The sequence below is a fragment of the Aeromonas sp. FDAARGOS 1404 genome (assembly GCF_019047085.1).
Classification (GTDB): Bacteria; Pseudomonadota; Gammaproteobacteria; order Enterobacterales; family Aeromonadaceae; genus Aeromonas; species Aeromonas veronii.
In genome coordinates this window covers 2,253,150-2,275,349 of the sequence record NZ_CP077237.1, presented here as the reverse complement: position 1 = coordinate 2,275,349, position 22,200 = coordinate 2,253,150, and the positions used below count along the sequence as shown (strand labels likewise).

Annotated in this window: 21 protein-coding genes; 8 read left to right on the top strand and 13 right to left on the bottom strand. The window is 58.8% G+C overall.

What is annotated here, in order from left to right:
* Window positions 1–152: 152 nt before the first annotated feature.
* From I6L34_RS10615 to I6L34_RS10605, 3 genes are read right to left on the bottom strand one after another with little or no spacing between them, the layout of a single operon-like run.
* Entirely contained in the window at window positions 153–887 is a 735-nt protein-coding gene (locus I6L34_RS10615; RefSeq protein ID WP_005339311.1) for an amino acid ABC transporter ATP-binding protein, read from the bottom strand.
* Between the two features lie 12 nt (window positions 888–899).
* Window positions 900–1,568, bottom strand: a complete 669-nt coding sequence (locus I6L34_RS10610) for an amino acid ABC transporter permease (protein WP_019445518.1) — start codon at window positions 1,566–1,568, stop codon at window positions 900–902.
* On the bottom strand, window positions 1,569–2,327 hold the full coding sequence (locus I6L34_RS10605; protein WP_019445519.1) for an amino acid ABC transporter substrate-binding protein: 759 nt from the start codon (window positions 2,325–2,327) through the stop codon (window positions 1,569–1,571).
* Between the two features lie 311 nt (window positions 2,328–2,638).
* Between I6L34_RS10605 and dnaA the strand changes: the two genes are divergently transcribed.
* The 4 genes from dnaA (at window position 2,639) to gyrB (ending at window position 8,710) form a co-directional block, all read left to right on the top strand.
* On the top strand, window positions 2,639–4,009 hold the full coding sequence (gene dnaA / locus I6L34_RS10600; RefSeq protein ID WP_005339307.1) for a chromosomal replication initiator protein DnaA: 1,371 nt from the start codon (window positions 2,639–2,641) through the stop codon (window positions 4,007–4,009).
* An 83-nt stretch (window positions 4,010–4,092) separates the two neighbouring features.
* Window positions 4,093–5,196 carry a DNA polymerase III subunit beta gene (gene dnaN, locus I6L34_RS10595; protein WP_216956783.1) on the top strand — a complete coding sequence of 368 codons (1,104 nt, stop codon included), beginning with the start codon at window positions 4,093–4,095 and terminating at the stop codon, window positions 5,194–5,196.
* Between the two features lie 2 nt (window positions 5,197–5,198).
* Entirely contained in the window at window positions 5,199–6,302 is a 1,104-nt protein-coding gene (recF, locus tag I6L34_RS10590; RefSeq protein ID WP_005339305.1) for a DNA replication/repair protein RecF, read from the top strand.
* Window positions 6,299–8,710 carry a DNA topoisomerase (ATP-hydrolyzing) subunit B gene (gene gyrB, locus I6L34_RS10585; protein WP_005357188.1) on the top strand — a complete coding sequence of 804 codons (2,412 nt, stop codon included), beginning with the start codon at window positions 6,299–6,301 and terminating at the stop codon, window positions 8,708–8,710. Before recF ends, gyrB begins: the two co-directional genes overlap by 4 nt.
* A gap of 67 nt (window positions 8,711–8,777) precedes the next feature.
* Here gyrB and I6L34_RS10580 read toward each other — a convergent pair whose 3' ends face one another.
* From I6L34_RS10580 to I6L34_RS10560, 5 genes are all read right to left on the bottom strand, one after another.
* Complete coding sequence (locus I6L34_RS10580) at window positions 8,778–9,542, bottom strand: GNAT family N-acetyltransferase (protein WP_216956780.1); 765 nt, start codon at window positions 9,540–9,542, stop codon at window positions 8,778–8,780.
* A gap of 204 nt (window positions 9,543–9,746) precedes the next feature.
* Window positions 9,747–10,520 carry an alpha/beta fold hydrolase gene (locus tag I6L34_RS10575; protein ID WP_043820704.1) on the bottom strand — a complete coding sequence of 258 codons (774 nt, stop codon included), beginning with the start codon at window positions 10,518–10,520 and terminating at the stop codon, window positions 9,747–9,749.
* An 89-nt stretch (window positions 10,521–10,609) separates the two neighbouring features.
* Window positions 10,610–11,314: a YafY family protein gene (locus I6L34_RS10570; protein ID WP_075116238.1), complete on the bottom strand. Its 705-nt coding sequence runs from the start codon at window positions 11,312–11,314 to the stop codon at window positions 10,610–10,612.
* A gap of 65 nt (window positions 11,315–11,379) precedes the next feature.
* Entirely contained in the window at window positions 11,380–12,339 is a 960-nt protein-coding gene (locus I6L34_RS10565) for a helix-turn-helix domain-containing protein (RefSeq protein ID WP_058059792.1), read from the bottom strand.
* Window positions 12,340–12,430: 91 nt separating this feature from the next.
* On the bottom strand, window positions 12,431–13,201 hold the full coding sequence (locus I6L34_RS10560) for an MBL fold metallo-hydrolase (protein WP_216956778.1): 771 nt from the start codon (window positions 13,199–13,201) through the stop codon (window positions 12,431–12,433).
* A gap of 280 nt (window positions 13,202–13,481) precedes the next feature.
* On the opposite strand from I6L34_RS10560, the gene I6L34_RS10555 reads away from it, so the two are divergent.
* The gene (locus I6L34_RS10555; protein ID WP_005339298.1) at window positions 13,482–13,895 is read left to right on the top strand and encodes an Hsp20 family protein; all 414 of its coding nucleotides are present in this window, start codon (window positions 13,482–13,484) and stop codon (window positions 13,893–13,895) included.
* A 92-nt stretch (window positions 13,896–13,987) separates the two neighbouring features.
* A complete protein-coding gene (locus tag I6L34_RS10550) occupies window positions 13,988–14,428 on the top strand; it encodes an Hsp20 family protein (protein ID WP_005357182.1) in 441 nt (146 codons plus the stop codon).
* A 71-nt stretch (window positions 14,429–14,499) separates the two neighbouring features.
* Here the strand turns inward: I6L34_RS10550 and I6L34_RS10545 are convergent, their stop codons facing one another.
* A complete protein-coding gene (locus tag I6L34_RS10545) occupies window positions 14,500–15,750 on the bottom strand; it encodes a valine--pyruvate transaminase (RefSeq protein WP_058059789.1) in 1,251 nt (416 codons plus the stop codon).
* A gap of 293 nt (window positions 15,751–16,043) precedes the next feature.
* Here I6L34_RS10545 and I6L34_RS10540 point away from each other — a divergent pair, with 293 nt between their 5' ends.
* A complete protein-coding gene (locus tag I6L34_RS10540; protein ID WP_021230450.1) occupies window positions 16,044–16,277 on the top strand; it encodes a hypothetical protein in 234 nt (77 codons plus the stop codon).
* Here the strand turns inward: I6L34_RS10540 and I6L34_RS10535 are convergent.
* On the bottom strand, window positions 16,207–17,031 hold the full coding sequence (locus tag I6L34_RS10535; RefSeq protein ID WP_216956776.1) for a helix-turn-helix domain-containing protein: 825 nt from the start codon (window positions 17,029–17,031) through the stop codon (window positions 16,207–16,209). The two genes, I6L34_RS10540 and I6L34_RS10535, sit on opposite strands and share 71 nt — an antisense overlap.
* Window positions 17,032–17,123: 92 nt before the next feature.
* On the opposite strand from I6L34_RS10535, the gene I6L34_RS10530 reads away from it, so the two are divergent.
* Complete coding sequence (locus I6L34_RS10530; protein WP_216956774.1) at window positions 17,124–18,251, top strand: multidrug effflux MFS transporter; 1,128 nt, start codon at window positions 17,124–17,126, stop codon at window positions 18,249–18,251.
* 4 nt (window positions 18,252–18,255) lie between these two features.
* Here I6L34_RS10530 and I6L34_RS10525 read toward each other — a convergent pair whose 3' ends face one another.
* The 3 genes from I6L34_RS10525 to I6L34_RS10515 all read right to left on the bottom strand — a co-directional run bounded on the left by I6L34_RS10525 (window position 18,256) and on the right by I6L34_RS10515 (window position 22,181).
* Window positions 18,256–18,939 carry a response regulator gene (locus tag I6L34_RS10525; protein ID WP_033115265.1) on the bottom strand — a complete coding sequence of 228 codons (684 nt, stop codon included), beginning with the start codon at window positions 18,937–18,939 and terminating at the stop codon, window positions 18,256–18,258.
* Complete coding sequence (locus tag I6L34_RS10520; protein WP_040069564.1) at window positions 18,939–21,527, bottom strand: sensor histidine kinase KdpD; 2,589 nt, start codon at window positions 21,525–21,527, stop codon at window positions 18,939–18,941. Before I6L34_RS10520 ends, I6L34_RS10525 begins: the two co-directional genes overlap by 1 nt.
* Before the next feature lie 126 nt (window positions 21,528–21,653).
* Window positions 21,654–22,181, bottom strand: coding sequence for a potassium-transporting ATPase subunit C (locus I6L34_RS10515; protein WP_058056559.1), 528 nt, complete (start codon window positions 22,179–22,181; stop codon window positions 21,654–21,656).
* Window positions 22,182–22,200: the final 19 nt, after the last annotated feature.

Genomic DNA, 22,200 nt, shown 5'->3' with positions numbered 1-22,200 from the left:
TCCGCCGTTCCCTCTCATCCTGCCGTGGTCTTGAAAAGGCCGCTGCCGAGCGTGAGGATCCAGAGGATCAAGGGCTCCGGATTATACTGGCAACCCGGGGTTAAACAAGGGATCCCTCAATAAAAAAGGCGGCCAGGCCGCCAAAGAGAGAGCTATTTAAGGACTTTCCGCAAGAACTCCCGGGTACGGGGATCCTTGGGATCGACCAATATCTGATCCGGCGGGCCCTGCTCGACGATCCGCCCCCCTTCCATGAAGATCACCCGATCGGCAACATCACGAGCAAATTCAATCTCATGGGTCACCACCACCATGGTCTGGTGCTGGCGGGCCAACTCTTTCATCAGTCCCAAAACCTCGTCGACCCACTCGGGATCGAGGGCCGAGGTGGGCTCGTCAAACAGGATCACCTTGGAGTGGGCCGCCATGGCGCGGCCAATGCCGACCCGCTGCTGCTGGCCGCCGGAGAGGGAGGCCGGATAGGCATCCTGCTTGTCGGCAAGGCCAATGTCCTTGAGGATGCCGAGCGCTGTGGCGCGGGCCTCCGCTTTTGGCTGCTTCCAGACGGTGATCAGCCCTTCGGCGATGTTGTCGAGCGCTGTTTTGTTGGCAAAAAGGGCGTAGTTCTGGAACACGAAGGAGGCCCGCTTGCGCAGCTCGATCGCCTGCTGTTCGCTGGCCTTGGCCAGATTCAGCTCGAGATCGTCGATGGCAAGGGTGCCCGCATCCGGGGTCTCCAGCAGGTTCAGGCAGCGCAACAGGGTCGACTTGCCGGTGCCGGAGGGGCCGATGATGACGACAATTTCCCCCTTTTTGACCTCCAGATCGATGCCGTTGAGCACCTGATTGCCGTGATATGCCTTGGAGAGGCCGGTTAGCTTGATCATGAACGCCCTCCTTTAATAGGCACGGTTGAGACGGACTTCCAGCAGATGCTGCAAGCGGGTAAAGAAGATCACCACCACCCAGTAGATCAGCGCCACCGCCATAAAGCTCTCGAAGAACTTGAAGGAAGAGGAGGCTTCCATCTGCGCTTTGCCCATGATCTCGGCCACTCCCAGGGTGAAGGCCAGCGAGGTGCTTTTGATCATGTCGATGAAGTAGTTCATCAGCGACGGGGTGGCGATGCGGGCCGCCTGCGGCAGGATGATCCGCTGCATCGCCTGATAACGGCTCATGCCGATACTGAGCGCCGCTTCCATCTGGCTTTTGTGAATGCCGAGGATGGCTGCGCGGATCGACTCAGCCATATAGGCGGCGAAGTGCAGGGTCAGACCGACGATGGCGGCGGTAAAGGCATCCATCCCCACGAAGATCGGGAACAGTTGCGGCAATCCGTAGTAGAGCAGGAACAGCTGAACGAGTAGCGGTGTACCCCGAAAGAACGAGATATAGAGCATCGCCAGCCAGTGAATCGCGGGGACGCGAAACACCCGTACTATCGCCAGGGCCAGCGAGAGTACGAGTGCCAGCACGAATCCCCACAGGGCCATTTCCATCGTGGTGCCCAGGTATTTGAGCAGGATGGGAAACAGCCCCAGCGTGTATTCGAGGTCAAATTCCATCATTTATTTGTCGGTGATGTCGGAAGCGAACCATTTCTCGGAGATCTGACGCAGGGAGCCATCCTTGCGCATGGCGGTCAGGGCCTCGTCGACCTTCTTCAGCAGTGCCTGTTTCTCCGGGGTCTTCAGGAAGGGCAGGGCGTTCTCGATAGTCTCGAACGGTGCGCCAGCCTGTTGCAGCGGCAGCTTGGACTCTTTGATCAGCTGGGCGGTGGAGACGCGGTCCATCACGAAGGCATCGATGCGACCCAGCGCGACATCCTGCTCGAAGGCGGAGTCATAGGTGCGGATATCGATCTTCTTGTTCGGGTCGTTCTTGCGCAGCAGCTCTTCGAAGTTGGAACCCAGGTTCACGGCAACGCTCTTGCCTTCCAGATCCTTGATACCGTGGATGGTGCTGTTGCCCTTGCGTACCACGATCTGGGCGCCGTCATAGACGTAAGGCTGGGAGAAGTCGTACTTCGCCTTGCGCTCGTCGGTGATGGTGATCTGGTTGGAGATGGTGTCGATGCGGCCGGTTTCCAGCATGCCAAACAGGCCGGAGAAGCTGGCGGTCACGAATTCGACCTTGTAGCCGGTGCGCTCGCCGATCTGGTTCCACATATCCACTTCAAAGCCCTGCAGCTTGTCCTGCTTGACGAAAGTGAACGGGAAATATTTGCCAGACATGCCGACCTTGATGGTCTCCTGGGCGATGGCCTGACCGGACAGGGTGGCGAGCAGGATGGCTGCGCCGGAAATCAGTTTGATGGATGTTTTCATGGTGTTTCTCTCTCTCAATGTCTTGTATTTGTAGTTGTAATAACTGGTTTGGCCCTGATGTTATTGGAATAAAATTTAAAAAATAAATGACATTTGGTTATATGAAATAACAGGAGAGAAGCACGGGATCGACCAATCCGGACGGTGGATCAAGCTGTGGGTAACTTTGGGGATGAAATCCGATCCAAAGGCGCTGGATCCTTGAAAGTCAAGGATCTTATTTGCTGGATCCACCGGGCGATGGCTGGAGATCCGGCGGCTAAAAACGTAGAATAGCCGGTCTTTAGTTAATCAATCGACAGGAGTTTAGAGTGACTGCTTCGCTATGGCAGCAGTGCCTTAACCGGCTGCAAGATGAGTTGCCCTCGGCAGAATTCAGCATGTGGATCCGGCCGCTTCAAGCGGAGTTGAGTGACAATACTCTGACCCTGTATGCACCGAATCGCTTTGTTCTGGACTGGGTACGAGACAAGTATCTCATCCGGGTTAACGGCATCATCAACGAACTCTGCGGGGTCGACGGCCCCGCCCTGCGTTTTGATATAGGCAATCGTCCCCATCCTGTTGCTGTCGCCAGAGCGCCGGTACAGGGTGCCGCGCCTGTGAATAACTTGCAGAAGAGCTGGGAAAGCAAGGCTGAAGCCAAGCCCGAGCCGAACCACAAGAGCAATACCAACGTGAACTATACCTTCGAGAATTTCGTCGAGGGTAAGTCCAACCAGTTGGCGCGTGCGGCTGCCCGCCAGGTAGCGGACAATCCGGGTGGTGCTTACAACCCGCTGTTTCTCTATGGCGGCACTGGCCTGGGTAAAACCCACCTGTTGCACGCCGTTGGCAATGCCATCAAGGAGAGTAAAAAAGATGCCAAAGTCATCTATATGCACTCCGAGCGGTTTGTTCAGGACATGGTGAAAGCGCTGCAAAACAACGCCATTGAAGAGTTCAAGCGTTACTACCGCAGCGTCGATGCCCTGCTCATCGATGACATCCAGTTCTTCGCCAACAAGGAGCGCTCCCAGGAGGAGTTCTTCCATACCTTCAATGCCTTGCTGGAAGGTAACCAGCAGATCATCCTGACCTCGGATCGCTATCCGAAGGAGATCAACGGTGTCGAGGATCGCCTCAAGTCCCGCTTCGGCTGGGGCCTGACCGTGGCGATCGAACCGCCGGAGCTGGAGACCCGCGTCGCGATCCTGATGCGCAAGGCAGACGAGAACCAGATCCATCTGCCGGACGAAGTGGCCTTCTTCATTGCCAAACGTCTGCGATCCAACGTCCGTGAACTGGAAGGCGCCCTCAACCGGGTGATCGCCAACGCCAACTTCACCGGCCGTGCCATCAACATCGATTTCGTGCGCGAAGCGCTGCGCGACCTGTTGGCACTGCAGGAGAAGCTGGTCACCATCGACAATATCCAGAAGACGGTGGCGGAGTACTACAAGATCAAGCTGGCGGATCTGCTCTCCAAGCGTCGTTCCCGCTCTGTTGCCCGTCCGCGCCAACTGGCGATGGCACTGGCCAAGGAGCTGACCAACCACAGTTTGCCGGAGATAGGTGATGCCTTTGGTGGCCGTGACCACACTACCGTTCTTCATGCCTGCCGCAAGATCGAGCAGCTGAAGGAGGAGAGTCACGACATCAAGGAGGACTATTCCAACCTGATCCGTACCCTTTCTTCCTGATAACGGAATCGAGTGGACAGATGCAGCGCGAATATTCCAACCTGATCCGAATCTTTTCCTCCTAATCACAACGGAGAGCACAGATGCAGCTCGAAATTAGCCGTGAGGCCCTGTTACGTCCTCTGCAACTGGTGTCCGGCGCCCTCGGCGGCCGACCGACCCTGCCGATCCTCGGCAACGTGCTGCTTGATGTCAGCAACGGTCTGCTGTCACTGACCGGTACCGATCTCGAAGTAGAGATGATCGGTCAGGTCTATCTGAACGGGGCCAGTGAAGATGGCCGCACCACAGTACCGGCGCGCAAGCTGCTGGATATCTGCCGTGGTCTGCCGGAAGGTGCCGAGATCCGTCTCAATACCGAAGGCGAGCGCCTGATCATCCGGTCCGGTCGCTCCCGCTTCAACCTCTCGACCCTGCCAGCGACCGAGTATCCGAACATCGAGGATTGGGAATCCGTGCTCGAGTTCGATATCAGCCAGCTGGAGCTGAAAAAGCTGATCGATGCGACCCAGTTCTCCATGGCCAGCCAGGACGTGCGTTACTACCTGAACGGCATGCTGTTCGAGAGTGAAGGTCACGGTCTGCGTACCGTGGCGACCGATGGTCACCGTCTGGCCACCTGCCGCCGCGAGGTAGTAGGGGAATCGCTGCCCGATCATCAGGTTATCCTGCCGCGCAAAGGGGTGCTGGAGCTGGTGCGTCTGCTGGAAGCGGAAGACAAGCCGGTGCGACTGCAGATCGGTCGCAGCAACCTGCGTGCAGCCCTCGACGGTTTCATCTTCACCTCCAAGCTGGTGGATGGCCGTTTCCCGGACTGGCGCCGGGTCATTCCGCGCAACAGCGACAAGGCCTTGATCGCCGGTCGCGAGGATCTGCGTCAGGCGTTTGCCCGCGCGGCGATCCTCTCCAACGAAAAATTCCGTGGGGTGCGTCTCAATCTGCAGGAAAACCTGCTGCGCATCACCGCCAACAACCCGGAACAGGAAGAAGCGGAAGAGCTGCTTGACGTACAATACGCTGCTGGCGAGATGGAGATCGGATTCAACGTCTCTTATGTGCTGGACGTGCTGAATACGTTAAAATGTGAGCAAATCCGGGTTAGCCTGAGCGATTCCGTCAGCAGCGCCATTATTGAGGATTTTGAACATCAGGATGCTCAGTACGTGGTGATGCCGATGCGGATCTAGTCGTGTCCCTGGTCAAACTCCAGCTCAGCGACTTTCGCAATATCCAGCAAGCCAGTCTCAAGCTGTCGCCCGGCCTCAACATTCTGGTCGGGTGCAATGGCAGCGGCAAGACCAGCGTGCTGGAAGCCATTCACTACCTTGGTCTGGGGCGCTCCTTTCGCACTCATTTGACCGGGCGGGTCATCCGCCAGGGGGAGAGGGCATTTACCCTGTTTGCCCAGTGCGAGCTGGAGGGACGTCAGGTACCGATCGGTCTTGCCAAAGACAAGAGTGGCGAGACCCAGCTCAAGATTGCCGGGGCGCAGGCCCAGCGGCTGGCCGATTTGGCGGAGCTGTTGCCGGTGCAGTTGATCCATCCCGATGGTTTCAACTTGCTGACGGGCGGGCCTCAGGCTCGCCGTGCCTGGCTCGATTGGGGTGTTTTCCATCAGGAGCCGACCTTCTTTGCCCTCTGGGGACGAGTGCGGCGGCTGCTGAAACAGCGCAATGCGCTGTTGCGCCAGAGCACCCAGTACCGCCAGCTGGCGTTCTGGGATCAGGAATTGGTGCGGCTGGGTGGTGAGCTGGCCGAGTTTCGCGCCAGTTATTGTCAGGCCATTACGCCCCTGATCAAGGAGATGACGGCGGATTTTCTGCCGGAATTCGATATCAGTCTCGGCTTTTACCGGGGCTGGGAGAAAGATACTCCCCTCGGCGATCTGCTGGAGGCGGGGTTTGAGCGGGATCGGGCGCTGGGCTATACCGGTGTCGGTCCACAGAAAGCCGATGTGCGCCTCAAGGCGAACGGGGTACCCGCTCAGGATATTTTGTCCCGGGGTCAGCTGAAGTTGCTGGTCTGCGCCATGCGACTGGCCCAAGGGCTCTATTTGAATCAACATAGCAGCCGTGGCTGTATTTTTTTAATTGACGATTTTGCCTCTGAACTGGATGTCGACAAGCGCCGCTTGCTGGCCGCAAGGCTGAAGCAGTGTGCGTCCCAGGTGTTTATCACCGCCATCGACACCGGTCAGCTCGCAGACATGATGGATGCGAATGACTGCAAGTTGTTCCACGTGGAACAGGGTAAAATCTCCGAAACGTTAGAGAAGGCAGAGAGTAAGCTATGAGTGAAAATACTTACGACTCCTCGAATATCAAGGTGCTGAAGGGCCTGGATGCGGTCCGCAAGCGCCCGGGGATGTATATCGGCGATACGGATGATGGCTCGGGTCTGCACCACATGGTGTTCGAGGTCGTCGATAACTCCATTGACGAGGCGCTCGCTGGCTACTGCTCCGATATTCTGGTCAAGATCCATTCCGACGGTTCTGTCTCTGTGCGTGACAATGGCCGGGGTATCCCGGTAGACATGCACGAGGAGGAGGGCCGCTCCGCCGCAGAGGTCATCATGACCGTGCTGCACGCAGGCGGTAAGTTTGATGACAACTCCTACAAGGTATCCGGCGGCCTGCACGGCGTGGGTGTCTCCGTCGTTAACGCTCTCTCTGACAAGCTGTTGCTGACCATTCGTCGTAACGGTCACGTCTACGAGCAGACCTATCATCTGGGTGAGCCACAGGCGCCGCTCAAGCAGATTGGCGACAGCACCGGCACCGGTACCGAAGTTCGCTTCTGGCCGAGCCCGGCCATTTTCAGCGATACCCTGTTCCACTACGAGATCCTGGCCAAGCGCCTGCGCGAGCTCTCCTTCCTCAACTCCGGTGTCTCCATCCGTCTGCAAGACGAGCGTGATGGCCGCGAGGCGCATTTCTGCTACGAGGGTGGCATCAAGGCATTCGTTGAGTACCTGAACCAGAACAAGACCCCGATCCACCCGAAGGTGTTCCATTTCACCACCGAGCAGGATGGCATTGGCGTTGAAGTGGCGATGCAGTGGAACGACGCCTATCAGGAAGGGGTCTACTGCTTCACCAACAACATCCCGCAGCGGGATGGTGGTACTCACCTCGTTGGCTTCCGTACCGCGCTGACCCGTACTCTGAACTCCTATATGGACAAAGAGGACTACAGCAAGAAGGCCAAGTCTGCCGCCAGTGGCGACGACGTGCGTGAAGGTCTGATTGCCGTTATCTCCGTCAAGGTGCCGGATCCCAAGTTCTCCTCCCAGACCAAAGACAAGCTGGTCTCTTCCGAAGTGAAGACCGCCGTTGAACAGGCGATGGGTGAGAAGCTGGCCGACTTCCTGCTGGAAAACCCGGGCGATGCCAAGATCGTGGTCAACAAGATCATCGATGCGGCCCGTGCCCGCGAAGCGGCCCGCAAAGCCCGCGAACTGACCCGCCGCAAAGGCGCGCTGGATATCGCCGGTCTGCCCGGCAAGCTGGCTGACTGTCAGGAAAAAGACCCGGCTCTCTCCGAACTCTACATAGTGGAAGGGGACTCTGCTGGCGGTTCCGCCAAGCAGGGTCGCAACCGTAAAAACCAGGCCATCCTGCCGCTCAAGGGTAAAATCCTGAACGTAGAGAAGGCCCGTTTCGACAAGATGATCTCCTCGCAAGAGGTGGGCACCCTGATCACCGCACTGGGTTGCGGTATCGGTCGCGACGAGTACAACCCGGACAAGCTGCGTTATCACAACATCATCATCATGACCGATGCGGACGTCGATGGTGCGCACATCCGAACCCTGCTGCTGACCTTCTTCTATCGTCAGATGCCGGAAATCATCGAACGTGGCTACGTCTACATCGCCCAGCCGCCGCTCTACAAAGTGAAGAAGGGCAAGCAGGAGCAGTACCTGAAAGACGAAGACGCGCTGCTGCAGTACCAGACCGCCATGGCGCTGGATGGTGCTACCCTGCACGTCAACGAGTCTGCCCCGGCCATCGGTGGCGAGGCGCTGGAGCGTCTGGTCAACCAGCACCGCTCGGTGACTCACCTGATCACCCGTATGTCTCGTCGTGCGCCGGAAGCCGTGCTGACCCAGCTGATCTATCAGCCGGAGTTGAACGAAGCGCTGCTGAACAGCGAGAGCGATCTGCTGGCCTGGTGTCAGGGTATGGAAGCCGTGCTCAACGAGAGCAACCACGGTATCCAGTACCAGATCCAGGTTCGTCGTGACGAAGAGCGCAGCCTGTACGTGCCGCACGCCGTGGTACGTCAGCACGGTGTCGACCGCGAATATCCGCTCAGCTACGACTTCCTGCAGTCCGGTGAGTACCGTCAGCTGGTTTCGCTGGGCAAGGAGATCGCCAACCTGATTGAGGAAGGTGGTTTCATCAAGCGTGGCGAGAAGGTGAAGCCGGTTGCCAACTTTGTGGAAGCCGTCGAGTGGCTGATGGGCGAAGGCAAACGCGGCATCTACATCCAGCGCTATAAAGGGCTGGGTGAGATGAACCCGGACCAGCTGTGGGAAACCACCATGGATCCGGAAGCCCGCCGCATGCTGCGTGTCACCATCGACGACGCCGTCGGCGCTGACCAGCTCTTCTCCACCCTGATGGGTGATGCCGTTGAGCCCCGTCGTGACTTTATCGAGACCAACGCCCTGCGCGTGGCCAACCTCGACGTCTAATCGACGCAGTCAGACAGCAAAAAGCCGCTCCTTGTGAGCGGCTTTTTTACATCTGTAGTCTGCTTTATCAGAGCATTTTGCTCATGATGACCAGGTTGTGAGGTAGCACAGTGCCATCGCTAGCCGTGCGATGACGCAACGCTGGCACTATGTGGTGGATGACCCTGAACCCCAGCTTGGTATAGAAAGGCTCGGCGGTCTGGGTACCGAGATTGACCTCGTAAACCCCTTGCTGCGTCAGGTACTCCAGCACGGTATTGGCGAGCAGGGTGCCGGTTCCTGCGGGTTGCCCAGGTTGCACCACCACAGTGCCAATATAGGCGTAACGCCGCTTATCCTGAGTCCAGATTGATCCGGACATGCCGCCCTGCAGCTCACCATGCTCATCGCGCAACATCAAGACAAAGGTCGGCTGGATTTTGGGATCCTGCTCGTTGACCGCTTCGATGTAGAGGATTTTGCCTGCTTGCTGAGAACCGCAATGCGCTCTGAATATTGCAGTGTGATCCGGGCCTGCGGGCATATGAACCGCTTCATGCAGATAGTCACGCTCGACCAGTGGGGTGTGCACCTGAGGGTAAGTGGTGAGTATCACCACCTCATTGATGAGGTGACCCTGTTGCTGCTGTTCCAGGATCAGCAGATCCAGATAATCGAGCGGAGCGGTGAGAAAGCTCGCTTCCGGGTAGTGGACGATTACGTTCTGGTTGAAGCCAAACTCCTGCTCACGCTGTTGTAGTAGGGCAAATAGCATCAGCTGTCGTTCGCTCAGTTTATCGGGGGAGCTGTTGTCCGGCTGGTACAGTTCGAGCGGATTATGTCGAGTGGTCATTGTTTCTCCAGAGAGTAAGGAGCGGGGATGATAGCACAGACGGCCCAGCCGGATGCCGCCCGACGTTCCACGTGAAACACTTGCAGTTGAAAGGATGGGCGAGCGGGCTGAGATAAAGAAAATGCCGAATTTGATGTTCGGCATTTTGATGATGAGTTCACTTGCACAGAGCTGATTCTTTATATGCAGTGTGCTATGGAAGAGTTAATAGTTTTTATGCTGTGACATGAACTGTTGAAGCATTTTACCTACCAGTTCCGGCGATTCTTGATGAGCTGAGTGAGCCGCGAGTGGAATATTGGCAAAACTGGAATCTGCGATTTTTGCTTTTAAAGCCACAGACTCCTCAAGCGAAAATATGACATCGTTATCACCCCTCATGATTAATGTCGGACAACGAATTTTTTCAACTAGGTTACTCGGGTAGCCAGATGGTGTTGTATCAAGCCAAACAGCCTTTACAGCATCGACCAGTTTTGGGAAATCAGGCTCGGGATTTGACACCTTATATAGCGCGACATCATCGGCAAACTTTGAAATCCAAAAGTCTGCTGTTAAGCCGCTTAGCAACCCGAGTGATGGATCATCAGGCTCTAATCGCCACGTTGCACCAAGTGTAACCAAACAAGAAACGCTATCGGGTTCTTGTACGGCTAGTCGATAACCTACGATACCACCATCACTAAAGCCAAATATTGAATATTTATCAACGCCCAGATAGTCGAGGAGTGTTTGGATATCTTGCTGATACTGCAAGTAACTCAGTGGCTTACTACCTAGAGGGGATTTTCCATGGCCACGGAAATCTACACTGATCAACTGATAATCCATGGCAACATATCTTTGAATGGGTATTAGTTCATTAAGGGAACCAAGGCCACCATGAAGCATCAATAAAGGCTCACCATCAGGATTACCCGAAAGTTCGTAATACAACTCACCACCGTTGACGCCGATATAACCACTTTTATTGTTCATGTTTTTGAGCAACCTCGTTTCGATGTATATGACCTAACAGATGAAATAGCACATCTGCGCCGACCCCCTCAGGATGGCGCTACCTGCTGTCAGTTTCTGTCAGCAATGAATTTCGGCTGCGGGATTTGCTGGGTGGTGCGCCACTCCTTCAGCAGGCTCTCTCTGCTTTTTGGATAGCGGCAATCTTGCGGCTGCATCCGGGTGATGCGATCGACCCGAAAGTGGCGAAAGCCCTGACGCAGTTCGCACCAGGCCACCAGTACCCGCACCTGTTCGAAGTAGCCGAGGGCAAATGGCCAGACGGTGCGCTCAGAGGCCTCATCCTTGAGATCGCGATAGCCCAGGGTCACCTTGCGTTGTTGGCGGATGGCGCTGCGCAGCGGAGCTTCATCGGTGAGGCTCTCGCTGCGGGAGGTGCCGATCAGCAGGGCATTGCTCTGGAGCTGCTGGCGATAGTCGGCGGGTAGCACGGCTTCTATCTTGGCCAGCGCACTGCTGGCCGATGCACTCAAGGCTCCGTCACCGTGGGCGACGACCCAACGCGATCCCAGCACCAGCGCATCCAGCTCCTCTTCACTGAACATCAATGGCGGCAGCATGAAGCCGGGACGCAGCACATAGCCGGTCCCGGGTTCACCCTCGATATGGGCACCTTGTGCCTGCAGGGTGGCGATATCCCGGTAGAGGGTGCGCAGGCTGATGCCAAGCTGGCTGGCCAGCTCCGCGCCTGTGATGGCGTAGCGGTGGCCGCGCAGCAGCTGGAGCAGGGCCAGCAGGCGTTCGGAACGGGACATGGTATGACTCCTCGGGGTCTCTGGTTAGCCTGCCATAGCGGAGTGAGCAGGTACAGCGGGCATCATCAGGAGTTATGGCCACGAAAAGATCGTCGCCACTCGCTGGGGGAGATGGCAAAGCGGGATCGGAAGTGATTGCGCAGGGAGGTGGCACTCTTGAAGCCGACCAGCTCGGCGATGCGATCGATGGAATGGCCGCTTACCTCCAGCAGCTCCTGACTGCGCCTGAGCCGTTCCGCCAGCAGCCATTCACCCACCGAGAGGCCGGTTGCCTGATGAAAACGGCGGGTAAAGGTGCGTCGACTCATCAGGGTGAGATCTGCCAGAGAGTCCAGGGTATGGGGGTCGGCCAGATGGGCACGCAGGTGGTCGAGCAACTGGTTCATCCGGACATCGCGGGTGGAGGCGGGCACCGGCTGCTCGATAAACTGGGCCTGCCCCCCTTCCCGGTGAGGCGGGATAACCAGCCGCCGCGCCACCTTGTTGGCGATGGCCGAGCCGTGGTACTGGCGCACCAGATAGAGGCAGCAGTCCAGCCCGGCGGCAGTACCTGCCGAGGTGACCAGCCCCTCGTCATCCACATAGAGGGCGTTGGTATCGAGCTGCACGCAGGGAAAGCGGTGGCAGAAATCCTGTTCGTACTCCCAGTGGGTCGATGCCTTTCGACCATTGAGCAGCCCGGCGTAGGCGAGCACATAGGTGCCGAGACAGAGCCCGACCAGTCGGGCACCTCTGGCCCTGGCGGCAATCAGGGCATCGAGCAGCGCTGCAGGTGGCCGTGCTGACGGGTCGTGCCAGAAGGGGATGACGATGATCTCCGCCTCGGCCAGCACCTCCAGCCCATGGGGCGCCTGAATGGTGAAGCCTTGCGCCGAGTGTGAGTGGTGGTTGCCATCACCGCAGCAGATCTTGAGCTCGAACAGTGGCTGGCCCGGCAGGATATCGCCGAAGATGAGGCAGGGGACGGCGCAGTGAAAAGGGCTGAAGTGATCGAAGGTCACCACGGCAACGATCGGGGTGGGCATTATGTTGACTCCTCTCTGCGCGCAGACCACTCATCATAAGCGTTCGGCAGTGAAAGCCGAAGGGCCATGTCTGGCATGGCCCTCCTGCGGATCACAGCGATATCGCCTCGCCATCTTCCGGCACCCGTACCCGATCCATCATGCCCCGGTCCACCAGATAGTCGCGCAGCTCCTGGCGTGACAGCACGGCGTGGTTGACCGCCTCCATATGACTGGCGATCAGCGTGGCTTGCGGTGCGGCCTGATAAACGGCGGCGACATCCTCCTTGCCCATGATGATGGAACCGAGTCCGGGCACCTGTGCATAGCCACAGTTGAGGATGATGACCTCGGGCTGATGCTGTTGCAGGGCTTGCTCGACCGAGGGATGCCAGATGGTATCACCGGCCAGATAGAGGCACGGCTCATCGGGGTGGGAGAAGACCACGCCGCATACCTCTCCCATGCGCTCGCCCAGTACCGCCATCAACTGGTCGCTGCCGTGTTGGCCACCGGTCTGCTGCAGGCGAATGCCGGCAAACTCGGGCTGGTCGTTCAGCAGGCGCACATCCTCAAAGCCACTGGCACGAATGGCACCGGCATCTTTCTGATGTTGTACCAAGAGCGGCAGATGCTTGGGGATCAGGGCTCTGGCGGCATCATCCCAGTGGTCGGGATGGTCGTGGGTGACAATCACTGCGTCCACATCGACCAGCTCATCGATCGGCAGCGGCAGCTCGACCAGCGGATTGCGCAGCTGGCTGTTGGCGGTGCCCTCAAAGCCGGGGAAGGCACCCTTGGCCGAGAGCATGGGGTCGATCAGAAAGCGGGTGCCGGCATAGTCGAGCAGCAAGGTGGCGTTGCGAACCTGGGTAATCTTCATGGGATGGCTCCATGTTGGCTGGTGGATATGCAACCAATTATGGGGTGCGGAGCGCATTGTCATCAGTGGCCCACGGGTCGATTATCATCACTATCGGGCCAACAGGTTGATGTGCCAAAGGTCGGCACGGCCATTTAAAAAATTTGAAAAAATCCCCTTGAAAGGAAAAAGTGAGCCCCTATATAGGTAACAAGGCCGGAACGCTCAACAGAGGTTTCGACCAGACGCCCGTCCATAAGGAGGGCAAACAATCCGTTATCGCTCACAAGAGGGTAATACTATGCGTTCTATCGATTTTTCTCCGCTCTATCGTTCTGCCATCGGTTTCGATCGTCTGGCCAATCTCATTGAATCTGCGGCCAGCAATGGCAATGCCGGTTATCCCCCCTACAACATCGAGCAACTGGGTGACAACGACTACCGCATCAGCATGGCGGTGGCGGGCTTTACCCAGGAAGAGCTGGAGCTGAGCTTCCAGGAAAATCTGTTGACGGTGAAGGGCAACAAGCAGGCCGATACCGGGCGCAACTATCTCTATCAGGGGATCGCCGAACGTGGTTTCGAGCGCCGCTTCCAGCTGGCCGACTATGTGCGGGTGAAAGGGGCCGACCTGAAAAACGGCTTGCTGCACATCGAGCTGGTGCGTGAAGTGCCCGAGGCGATGAAGCCGCGCAAGATAGAGATCAACGGCTGATAGCCTGAATTCACTGAAATTTTAAAATTTCCCGGGTGCCGATGACGGGCCTGTGGAGAGTTGAACCTGTTGCTTATTAGAAGGATAGGATTATGCGTAACCTCGATTTTTCTCATCTCTATTCCAATGCCGTCGGCTTCGAGCGGATGGCCCGTGAGTTGGAAGGTCTGTTCGATCAGAAGACCGCTGCTTACCCCCCGTACAACATTGAAAAGCGCGATCAGGATGGCTATCGCATTACGGTCGCCGTGGCTGGCTTCGAGCGCGAAGAGCTGGAGCTGGAGACCGAAAACGGCACCCTCAAGGTGAAGGGTCGTAAAGGGGCCGCGGCCGGTGAACGTCAGTTCCTCCATCAAGGGATTGCCGAGCGTGACTTCGAGCTCGCCTTCAAGCTGAGCCAGCACGTGGAAGTGCAGGGCGCCAAGCTGGAGCATGGTCTGCTGACCATCGATCTGGCCCGCGAACTGCCGGAGGCGCTCAAGCCCCGCGCAATCCCCATCGGTAAACCCGAGCAGCTGGCGCTGCCCGGCTAAGCAAACCGGATCGCGATAAATGACAAAGGCCTGCATCTGCAGGCCTTTCTGTTTTGTATCGCTGGATTGGATTAACCAGCATAGAGGGTGTTGATCTCGTCCGCCAGAATGGCGATGCCGCGACGCACCAGCTCCTCGCTCTGGGAGTAGTTGAGGCGAATACACTCCTGGCTGTGGCGCCACTCGGGGTCATCAATGCCGGGGAAGAAGTAGTGACCCGGCACGATCAGCAGGTTCTTCGCCTTCAGTCGCTCATAGAGCTCCTGACAGTGGATCGGCAAGCCTTCAAACCAGAGCCAGAGGAAGAGGGCGCCTTCCGGTTTATGAATGTGGAAGCGCGGGTCGGGGATCGCTTCGCGCAGTAGCTGCACCGCCAGCTCTGCCTTTTGCTGATAGAAGGGTTTCACCACCTGTTCGCTGAGGGTGATGATCTCGCCGCTCTCAATCATCGGGATGGTGATGGCAGGCCCCAGACTGCCCGGCGCCAGATTGATGATGCCGCTCAGGTTGGTGATGGCCTGAATGATCTTCTCGTCGGCGATGACGATGCCGCAACGGGTGCCTGGCAGGCCCAGCTTGGAGAGGCTCATGCAGAGGATGGTATTGGTGTTCCAGAACGGCTTGGCTTCGCTGAAGATGATGCCCGGGAAGGGGACGCCGTAGGCGTTGTCGATCAGCAGCGGGATTCCCTTGTCGCGGGCGATCTGGTCGAGGTGTTCGATCTCTTCGTCGGTCAGCACGTTGCCGGTCGGGTTGGTCGGGCGGGAGACGCAGATCACCCCGATATCGTCACCTACCTGTAGGCTCTCAAAATCCACGTGGTATTTGAACTGGCCATCGGGCAGCTTCTCGATGGTGGGCTTGTAGGCCACGAAGTAGTCGTCCGCCAGCGCTGAGTCGGCATAGCCGATGTATTCGGGGGCGAGCGGGAACAGCACCTTCTTCTTGCGGCCATCGGCAAATTCACCGGCCAGCAGGTTAAACAGGTAGAAGAAGGCATTCTGGCTGCCGTTGGTCAGGGCGATATTGCGAGCCGAGATATCCCATCCCAGCTCCTTGCTGAGCAGGGCGGCCAGCGCTTTGGTGAACCTGTCTTTGCCTTGCGGGCCATCGTAGTTGGCCATCGCTTTGACCAGCTCGCCGTTGTCGAGCAGGCTCTTGGCCTCGGCCTGAAAGCGTTCCAGCATGGCGGGGATGGGGGCCGGATTGCCGCCACCTAGCATGATGGCGTCCGGATTGGTCAGCCCCTGATTGAGGTCATCCATGAGTTGGGTAATACCGGCGTGGCGAGTGAATTTCTCGCCGAACAAGGAAAATTCCATTCAGTGACAGATCCAGAATTGAGTTACGGGGATGTAGCACCATAGCTCAGTTTAAAAGCGGGTGTCGATCAAAAAGATGGGACGTTCCACGTGGAACATGGTGCAAAAATCAAGCGTGGTTAAAAGCACCAACTGTTGGTTTAAAAATGACCTAGCGGGATGCATTTTGCGACTCAATTTGGTATCGAGATATAGTTAATTTAAACAAAATCATCATGTTATGAATTGTGTGAGGATTGGCACAACTATTGGAATAGCTATCTGGTCATCTCAACCATACCGGAGCAAACCAGATGAAAAGCCTGATCGCTACCCTGATTGTGAGTGTCCTGAGCCTGAACGTGATGGCCAACGAAAACCCGCGGCCCGAGCTGGAGAGTGCCCAGCTGGAACAGGATGTGCAGAGCGAGTTGCAACAGGCATCCCATGCCGTAGTGCAGGATGCGCTGCACAATCTCAAGCCGTTGGCGCTGGATACCCTGGTGGTGGAAGCGAGCCAAGCTGTGGCGACTCACCCCGAGAGCTGAGATAGCGCAGGGGGGTCTGTCCCGTATGTTGTTTGAAGAAGCTGATAAAGGCACTGTCGCTGGAGAACTCCAGCGCAGCGGCAATCCGGCTGATGGGCTCGCTTTCTGCCAGCAGCTCCATGGCGCGCAACAGCCGCCACTGCTGACGCCACGCCTGATAGCTCATGCCGGTCTCCCGCATGAAGATGCGGCCAATGGTCTTGTCACTGGCACCCACCCGTTCGGCCAGCCGGTTGAGCCGATCGGGCAGGACATCCCCCCGTTTCAACTGCTGTAGCCAGTCGCCCAGTCTGGGATCCGTCGGCAGCGGCAACTGCCACGACTCCCGCGGCGCCTGCCCCAACTCCTCCATAAACAGTGCCACCGTCCGTTGCTGCTGCTCTTGCGGTTTGTCCCACGGCCAGAGCGCCATCCGCTCGATCAGTTCGTGCAGCAGCGTATTGACTGCCAGTACCTCTACCGTGCCTGGCAACTCGGGGTGCGGCTGGAAGTAGAGGGAGCGGTAGGCCACCACACCGCGCATCAAGATCCGGTGGGCGGTGCCTGCAGGCAGCCAGGCGGCGCGGGTGGGCGGCAGCAGGCAGACTCGGCCTTCCAGCTCCATGGTCATGCAGCCGGATTGGGCGAACAACAGCTGGTGGCGCTGATGCTTATGCATGCCCGAGTCGTGCCAACCGAGGGCGGAGGCAATGCCGATCACGCTGCCCGTCAGCTGGTCGGGGTCAAAAGGGTGATCGGGAAGAATAAAGGCCATATGTCCGATTTTTGATGTTTATAGTCCTGCTTATTGTAATCAGACAATCGGCATCTCTCTAGAATGGTGACCTCTTGTGAAGGAGGTTTGTCATGAACAACCAGTTGCCACCGCTCTGGCTGGTGGTGGGATTGATGATGTTTCCCCAAATTGTGGAGACCATCTACAGCCCGGTCCTGACCCACATCGCTACCCAGTTTCAGGTGAGCGAAGGGCAGGCATCCCAGACCCTGTCGGTCTATTTTCTGGCGTTTGCGGTGGGCGTGGTCTGCTGGGGACGGCTCTGCGATCTGATCGGGCGGCGTCCCGCCATGCTGGCGGGTCTGCTCACCTATGGTGTCGGTACCCTGCTGGCGCTGCTGGCTAATCAGTTTGAAACCCTGCTTGTGGCCCGGGTTATCTCGGCTTTTGGCGCCGCCGTGGGTTCTGTGGTGACCCAGACCATGCTGCGCGACAGCTATCAGGGTAGCGATTTGGCGCGGGTCTTCTCGGTGATGGGCATTGCGCTCTCACTCAGTCCGGTGTTGGGGCTGCTCAGTGGCGGTCAGCTGGCGAGCGGGTTCGGCTATCTCGGAGTGTTCAGCGGTCTGCTGGTACTGGCGGTAGGTTTGCTGCTGGTGACCTGCTGGCAGTTGCCGGAAACCCGTCCGGCCACCACTCGGCAAGTCGCACTCTGGCCGCTGGCGTGCCGGATGATGAAGGATGGCGGACTCTGGCGCAGTGCCATGCTGGTCGCCCTGTTCAACACTATGCTGTTCGGCTACTACAGTCTGGCCCCCTTCCTGTTTGCCGGATTGGGATTGAGCACCGGCGAGTTTGGCTATTCGGGGATCTTGCTGGCGCTGGCGACTCTGCTCGGCAGCCTGCTCAACAAGCATCTGCTGGGGAGGGGGTGGCTGCCGTCCTCTCTGGTCAGGTTGGCTTGCGCTCTGGTGCTGGTCGCCGGGCTGCTGGTCTGGGCGAGTCAGTCCAGCCTCTGGTTCCTGTTGCCCATGATGGGTGTCGTCGTCGCTTTTGGGCTGGCGATCCCCAATGTGCTGAGTCAGGCGCTGCTGGCCTATCGCGAGGTGGCAGGCAGCGCTGGCGCCCTGTTCGGGCTTGGCTACTACCTGCTGCTCAGTCTGGGGTTGGCGGTGGCGGCCGGATTGCAGGATCTCGGCCTGTTGCTGAGTGGCTGCGGTCTGCTGGCGCTGATTTGCAGCGGGCGTCGTTCCACGTGAAACGTCAGTTGCCGATAAAGCGGTAGCCGATACCGGATTCGGTCTCGATAAGCGTCGGTTGCTGGGGGTTATCCCCCAGTTTTTTGCGCAGGCTGGCGATAACAATGCGCAGGTAGTGGGTGTCCTCCTTGTGGCTCGGCCCCCAGATGTCGTTGAGCAGCTGGGTCTGCATCACCAGCTTGCCGGGGTGGCATACCAGCGCCTGCAGCAGGGCGAACTCCTTGCGGGAGAGAGGGATTTCTTCTTCCTTCATGGTCACCTTGTGGCTGCTTATATCGAGCGTCAGGCCACACTGGGGGAAGTGGCGCCGCTCGCCGCTGCTGACGCCAGCCCGCTGGCGCAAGAGCACGCGAATGCGGGCCATCATCTCGCCGATGCCAAACGGCTTGCTCATGTAGTCGTTGGCACCGGCATCCAGCAGCCGCACCTTCTCCTGCTCCGAATCGCGGGCCGACAGCACCAGCACCGGATTGGGGTGGTGTTCGCGAATGGCCTGCAACACCTGAATGCCATCGCCATCCGGCAGACCGAGATCGAGGATCACCAGATCGGGGTTGAGATGGCGGTATTGCTCCAGCCCCTCGGTGACGCTGACCGCTTCGCTCACCTGATGCCCCTCGGCAATCAGGCTGATCCGCAGAAAGCGACGGATCGCCGCTTCATCATCTATGACCAGAATGTGAGCCATCAAACCTCCGGTGAATTGAGCGCAAGCGGCAGGGAGATGCGCATGCAGGTGCCGTTGCCATTGGGGCCGGAGAAGGCCCAAATCTTGCCGCCGTGGGCCTCTATCATAGCGCGGGAAATGGCGAGGCCAAGCCCGGTGCCACGGCTGCCGCAATCGCCAACCGGCTGGGTGTAGAAGAGATTGAAGATCTTCTCCCGATCCGACTCGGCGATACCGACCCCGATATCGATGATATCGATGATAAGGTCGGGTTCGGCCACCATCACCTTGAACTCGATGGGGGTGCCTGCCGGCGAGTAGCGGGAGGCGTTGTCGAGGATGTTGACCAGCACCTGCTCGATCAGGGCGCCATGCACATAGAGCTGGGGCACATGTTGATCGATATGTACCAGCAGCTTGTGCTGGCGCCAGGAGGAGTCGAGCCGCTTGCGGGCGCTCTCCACCAGATCGGTCAGGTCGACCCAGTCCCGCTTCAACTGGAAGTCGGGGGAGCCGATACGGGTCATATCCAGCAGGTTTTGCACATAGCTGTGCAGGCGGCGCGCCTCGTCCTGTACCGAGTGGAGCAGTTCGTTGCGATCATCCGGCGGGATCCGGTCACCATATTCCAGCAGGGTGCTGCCGGCACCCATGATGGTGGCCAGCGGCGTCTTCAAGTCGTGGGAGACCGAGGAGAGCAGGGCGGCCCGCATCCGGTCGGTCTCCGCCTGCAACTGGCTGTCGGCCAGCCGCTCGTTGAGGTCGATCCGCGCCAGCGCGGCGCGAATGTCGGTGAGCAGCGCCTGCAGCTGGTGTTCGGCAGAGGAGGAGAGCGGATTGGCCAGCGTTATGCCGATCACCAGATCATCGCTGAGGTGGTGATACTGGGCTTCGGCGGCATTGAGAGTTGCGGTGTGGGCTCCGGCGCTCTGCTTCTGGGCCAGACACCAGTCGATGGCCGCCTTGTCGGTCTGGCCTGGCCTGTGCTTCTCGTTGCCGAGCCGATCGTTGAACTCCTTGTCGATCACCACGGTTGGCTGGCCCAGTGCCAGCGAGATAGCTTGCGCCCCTTGTCTGAGCACCTCCTCCGGGCTGCTGGCGGTAGCCAGCCCCTGACTGAGGGAAAGCAGGGCATTGCCCAACTGCTGGGTCTCGCGCAGACCGATCAACTGCTGGCGCTGACGGGAGGCGAGCCGTCCTGCCGTCATGCCGACGATAAGCAGCACAAACAGGGTGAGCAGATCGCTGTGGTTGGCGACGCTCAGGGAGAAGTAGGGGGCGGTGAAGAGCAGATTGTGGGCGATAAAGCCCAGCACCGCCGCCAGCGTGGCGGGTACCAGACTGGTGGTGAGGGCCGTCGCCAGCACCCCCAGTACAAAGATGAGCGGCAACGCTGCTGGTGGCAGCCAGTAGGAGAGCCCCCAGGCGGCGGCCGAGGTGATCCCCATGATGGTCACCGCCAGCAGGCTGTGGTGTATATCCTTCGGGGTCGGGACGCGCATCCCCACTTCGGGCTTCTGCTTCTCGGTATCGACCAGCGTGATTTCGAGCCCCTGAGCCTGCTTGAGCAGGTGTTGCACCAGCGAGCGGCGCCACGGTGCTTTGTGGGGTTTGCCGAGCAGCAGCTGGGAGACCTGCTGCTGTTCGGCGGTCTCCAGCAAGGTGTTGGCGACCGCCGGACTGGAGAGGGTCAGCACCTTGGCACCGAGGTGGGAGGCGAGCGCCAGCGCCTGCTCCACATCGGCCGAGCGGCGGCCATTGCTGTCGACATGCACCACCAGCCAGGGCAGCTGGCGACGCTGGGCAAAGCGGTGGCCGTAGCGCACCAGCGCCGAGCCGTGCAGATCACCGAGGCAAACCATCAGCTTGCCCCGCAGCGGCAAGGTGCTCTTGCCTGCTGCCTGCCACTGCAGTTGCAGATCGCCCTCCACATGGCTGGCGGCGGTCTGCATCGCCAGCTCCCGCAATGCGGTGAGGTTGTTGAGGGAGAAGAAGGATTGCAGTGCCGCCTTGGCCTGATGGGGCACATAGACCTTGCCCTCCTTGAGTCGGCCAAGCAGCTCCTTGGGTGGCAGGTCGATCAGCACCAGACTGTCGGCTTCCAGCAGCACCTGATCGGGCAGAGTCTCTTTCACCCTGACCCCGGTCAGCTGCCACACCAGATCGTTGAGGCTCTCCAGATGCTGCACGTTGAGGGTGGTGTAGACGTCGATCCCGGCGTTGAGCAGCTCCTCCACATCCTGCCAGCGTTTCTCGTGGCGGCTGCCGGGAGCGTTGCTGTGGGCCAGCTCGTCCACCACGGCGATGGCCGGTTTGCGGGCGAGCAGGCCGTCGAGATCCATCTCCTCCAGTCGCTGCTGGCGGTGCATGTGGATTTTGCGCGGCATGATGGCGAGTTTGTCGAGCAGGGCCAGGGTCTCCTGACGGCCGTGGGTCTCCACCACGCCGATCAGGATGTCTACCCCCTCTTTGGCCTGTTCCCGCACCGCCTGCAACATGGCGTAGGTCTTGCCCACGCCGGGAGCGGCCCCGAGAAACACCTTCAGCTTGCCCTTGTGCTCCTGTTCCAGGCTTGCCAGCAGGGCATCGGCCCTTACCTCATCACGCATCCCCATGCTCCTGCATCAGACTCGTCAGCAGGGCATAAGCGCTTGCTACATCAGCCATTGTTATCCCTATCGAGCCAACCGCCCGTTGCGAAAATCGAGGTCATCACCAAACCGGAATGGGCACCATCAGGCGCCCTTGTGATGATCCAGTTGCAGATTCATCTGGAGAATGTTGACCACCTGCGGGCCAAGGATACCAGCTTGTGTGGCCGACTTGACCTGCTCCGTCAGTTGGGCGGGATCCAGTCCACGTTCTTTGGCGACGCGGTCGACCTGAGCCAGCACCGCATCCAGCGGCAGGTGGGGATCGAGGCCGGAGGCGGAGCGGGTCAGCATGGCGGGGGAGCGGGTTCCAGGCTGTGCCTTGGCCACCTGTTCGGCAAACTCTGCCCGCAGTGGTGAGCTCATCCCCAGATTGCTGGCGCTGCCGCCAATGGTGTTGAAATCGCTGGCTGAGGGACGGGGATGGAAGTAGTCAGCCCGCTCGAATTTCTGCCCCAGCAGGGCGCTACCGATCAGTTGCTGCTTGCTGTCGGTCAGCTGGCTGCCGTTGGCTTGCCAGGGGAACAGCAGTTGGGCCAGCCCGGTGACCGCCAGCGAATAACCCACGCCCAGCAGCAGGGTCAGGGTCAACAGGGTTCTGATTGCTATCATGATTCTCTTGCTCCAAAAG